The organism is Okeania sp. SIO2B9 (genome assembly GCF_010672505.1).
Taxonomy (GTDB): Bacteria; Cyanobacteriota; Cyanobacteriia; order Cyanobacteriales; family Microcoleaceae; genus Okeania; species Okeania hirsuta.
The window spans coordinates 1-4,049 of the sequence record NZ_JAAHGK010000706.1 but is presented as its reverse complement, the minus strand read 5'-3'; the positions used below and the strand labels follow the sequence as shown (position 1 = coordinate 4,049).

The following is a 4,049-nucleotide window of genomic DNA, read 5'->3' as shown; positions in this document are numbered from 1 at the left end:
ATCGCCAACAGAAGCAAACTTCTCCTACTCCAGTTGTTGGTATTTTGCTCTACCGCAAACACGTCATTACCAAACAACCATACATTCCTCAACTCATCCGCAAATTTGAAGAAGCAGGTTTAACACCTCTACCTGTATTTATTAACGGAGTTGAAGGTCATGTCGCCGTCAGAGACTGGATGACCAGCGCTTTTGAAAGTCAAAATTCAAAAGTCAGAAGGCATAAAAGTCAAAAGTCAAAAGTCAAAAGGCAAAAGTTAGATAAAATTCAAAAGTTAGATTCTGTTGAAACAGAACTTACGCAAATTAACCTTGAAAACGAGATATGTAGGGGCGAATGGCATTCGCCCTCAGAGGATTTAGTGTCCGTGCGTAAGTCCCGTGAAAATCAAAAGTACGATTCTGTTAAACCAATACTTTCCCTTTCTCCCGAAGCAGTGAAAGTCGATGCAGTCGTTTCAACTATTGGTTTTCCCTTGGTGGGGGGACCAGCAGGTTCCATGGAAGCAGGACGACAGGTGGAAGTTTCTCAACGTATTCTCACTGCCAAAAATGTCCCTTATTTTGTGGCAGCACCTCTACTCATTCAAGATATCCATTCTTGGACGCGCCAAGGTGTGGGCGGTTTGCAAAGTGTCGTTTTATATGCACTGCCAGAATTAGATGGAGCGATCGACCCCGTTCCCTTGGGTGGTTTAGTGGGAGAAGATATTTATTTAATTCCTGAAAGAGTGAAACGTCTCACGGGTAGAGTCAAAAATTGGATAAAACTGCGTCATACACCGCCCGCAGAAAGAAAAATAGCTGTTATTCTCTATGGTTTTCCTCCCGGTTATGGTGCTACAGGTACAGCAGCGTTGTTAAATGTGCCGCGTTCTCTCCTGAAATTTCTCCACGCTCTAAAAGAAGAAGGTTACAACGTTGGGGAAATTCCCGAAGATGGGGAAGAACTTATTCGTCAAATTAAAGAAGCAGACGAAATTTATTCTTCCTATTCCTCCCCCCTTTCCAAAAAGCAAAACACTACTCCTACCTCCCCCCTTTCAAAGGGGGGAACGAGGGAGGATAACAACCAAGTTAATATTAAAAGTCTCGAAAAATGGTTAGGGTATCTATCAACAACTCGCATCGAAAAACAATGGGGAAATCTCACCCGCACAGGCATAAAAACCGATGGTGAAAATTTCCATATTGGCGGAATTCAATTAGGAAATATTTGGCTCGGCGTACAACCACCCCTGGGAATTTCTGGCGACCCAATGCGCCTAATGTTTGAAAGAGATTTAACACCCCATCCCCAATATGCAGCTTTTTATAAATGGCTCCAAAATGAATTCCAAGCTGATGCAATTGTTCATTTTGGAATGCACGGAACTGTGGAATGGTTGCCCGGTTCACCTTTGGGAAATACTGGCTATTCTTGGTCAGATATTCTATTAGGAAATATGCCACATCTATATATATATGCTGCTAATAATCCTTCAGAATCTATGTTGGCAAAACGTCGGGGTTATGGGGTGTTAATTTCTCATAACATTCCTCCTTATGGTCGGGCTGGTTTATATAAAGAATTGGTGAGTTTGCGAGAGTTAATTTCTGAATATCGGGAAGAACCCCAGAAAAATTCGGGGTTGCGGGAATCGATTTTTAAGAAGATTTTTGATACTGGTTTAAATTCAGATTGTCCGTTTGAGTATGGCAAAAATTTAGGGATTGAATTTACTGCGGAAAATGTGCGAATGTTTAGTGAAGATGTGATTAATCCCTATTTTGTGGAAATTTACGAATATTTGCAGGTTGTAGAACAAAGATTATTTTCTTCTGGTTTACATACTTTGGGAGAAGTGCCAAACGAGGAGGAATTAAAATCTTATTTGGAGGCTTATTTTGGTAAAAAAATCGGAGAGCTAGACTCGGATAATGATGTTAAGCAAAGTGTGGTAAATATTGGGGATTTGTTAATGCAAAATACTGATGAATTGACTAATCTTTTGCGTGGATTAAATGGAGAATATATTCCTGCTGCCCCAGGAGGAGATTTATTACGAGATGGTCCGGGAGTTTTGCCAACTGGTCGAAATATTCATGCTTTAGACCCCTATCGAATGCCTTCTCCTGCTGCTTATGAAAGAGGACGAGAAATTGCCAATAAAATTATTAATCAACATCTCGAAGAAAATAATAATTATCCCGAAACTGTAGCAGTAATGTTATGGGGTTTAGATGCTATTAAAACCCGTGGTGAATCAATCGGAATTTTATTAGAATTAGTAGGTGCTGAACCAGTAAAAGAAGGTACGGGTCGCATCGTTCGTTATGAATTAAAGACTTTAGCTGAAGTTTGTCATCCCCGCATCGATATTTTAGGAAATTTATCAGGAATTTTCCGGGATAGTTTTGTCAATATTATTGAATTATTAGACGATCTATTCCAACGAGCAGCAACCGCAGACGAACCCGTAGAACAAAATTTTATCCGCAAACACGCTTTAGCATTGCAAGCGCAAGGTGTAGAAAATATTTCGGCGCGGTTATTTTCTAATCCTGCTGGTGATTTTGGTTCCTTGGTGAATGACAGAGTTGTGGATAGTAACTGGGAGTCAGCGGATGAGTTAGGCGATACTTGGCAAGGGCGAAATGTCTTCAGTTACGGACGCAAAGATAAAGGAGAGGCACGCCCAGAAATTTTGCAGGAATTGTTGAAAGGTTGCGATCGCATCGTACAAGAAATTGATTCGGTGGAGTATGGTTTGACAGATATTCAGGAATATTATGCTAATACTGGTGGATTAAAATTAGCAGCAGAAAAACAACGGGGTAAAAAAGTAAGTGCGAGTTTCGTCGAAAGTTTCTCCAAAGATACCACCCCCCGAAAATTAGAAGACTTGTTGCGGATGGAATATCGCACAAAATTATTGAATCCAAAGTGGGCAGAAGCAATGGCAAATCAAGGTAGTGGAGGAGCTTACGAGATTTCCCAACGGATGACCGCCTTGATAGGTTGGGGCGGTACAGCTAATTTTGCTGATAATTGGGTTTATGACGGTGCTGCCGAGACTTATGCTTTGGATGCAGAGATGGCGCGTAAATTACGGGAGGCAAACCCGGAAGCATTTCGGAATATTATTGGGCGGATGTTGGAAGCGAACGGACGCGGTTTTTGGCAAACAGATGAAGAGAAGTTGCAGAAATTGAGGGAGTTATATGATGTAGCGGATGAGGAAATTGAAGGTGTGAGTAGTAACAAGTAGGTTGGGTAGAACGGAGTGTTAGCGGAGCTTATCCGCAGTATCAACCCAACATAATAGGTTATAAAATAAGAAGTAGGTTGGGTAGAATGAAATGTTAACGGAGCTTATCCGTAAGATAAACCCAACACAAACCAAGATAATGTTGGGTTTCGTGACCTCAACCCAACCTACAAAACTACAAAACTTTATGGAATATCGTCGGGCAAAAACACCAGGGGCAACTTATTTTTTCACAGTAGTGACATACAACCGCCAGAAAATTTTGTGCGAACCTGAAAATATAGATTTACTACGAAAAGCTTTTCGATATGTTATGCAAAAACATCCATTTAAAATAGATGCTATTGTCATCTTGCCAGACCATATTCATTCTCTTTGGACATTACCTAAAAATGATGCAAATTTTTCGATTCGTTGGCGGTTAATTAAAAGTTATTTTAGTCGTCAATACCATTCTCAATATCAGGGAAAAATTTCAACATCTCGACAATATAAAGGAGAAAAAGCTGTTTGGCAACGCAGGTTTTGGGAGCATCAAATTCAAGGATATTTAGATTTTGCTAATCATATAGAATATATTCATTATAATCCAGTACATCATGGATTAGTAACTGCTCCGAAAAATTGGGAATATTCTAGTTTTCATCGTTATGTAAAAGCGGGAATTTATGACAAAATGTGGGGTTCTTCAGAAAGACTTACTTTTGACAGCAATATTGGTAGAGAATAAATTGTAGGTTGGGTTAAGCGGCAGCGCAACCCAACAAAAACCAAGATAATAAGATAACAAGCAAGAGA

At 40.1% G+C, this 4,049-nt stretch carries 2 protein-coding genes; both read left to right on the top strand.

Annotated elements, in window-relative coordinates:
* The coding region (locus F6K13_RS22000; protein ID WP_287288379.1) for a cobaltochelatase subunit CobN at window positions 1–3,251 on the top strand (3,251 nt) is incomplete at its 5' end.
* A 91-nt stretch (window positions 3,252–3,342) separates the two neighbouring features.
* Window positions 3,343–3,981 carry a transposase gene (locus F6K13_RS21995; protein WP_338043236.1) on the top strand — a complete coding sequence of 213 codons (639 nt, stop codon included), beginning with the start codon at window positions 3,343–3,345 and terminating at the stop codon, window positions 3,979–3,981.
* Window positions 3,982–4,049 lie beyond the last annotated feature (68 nt).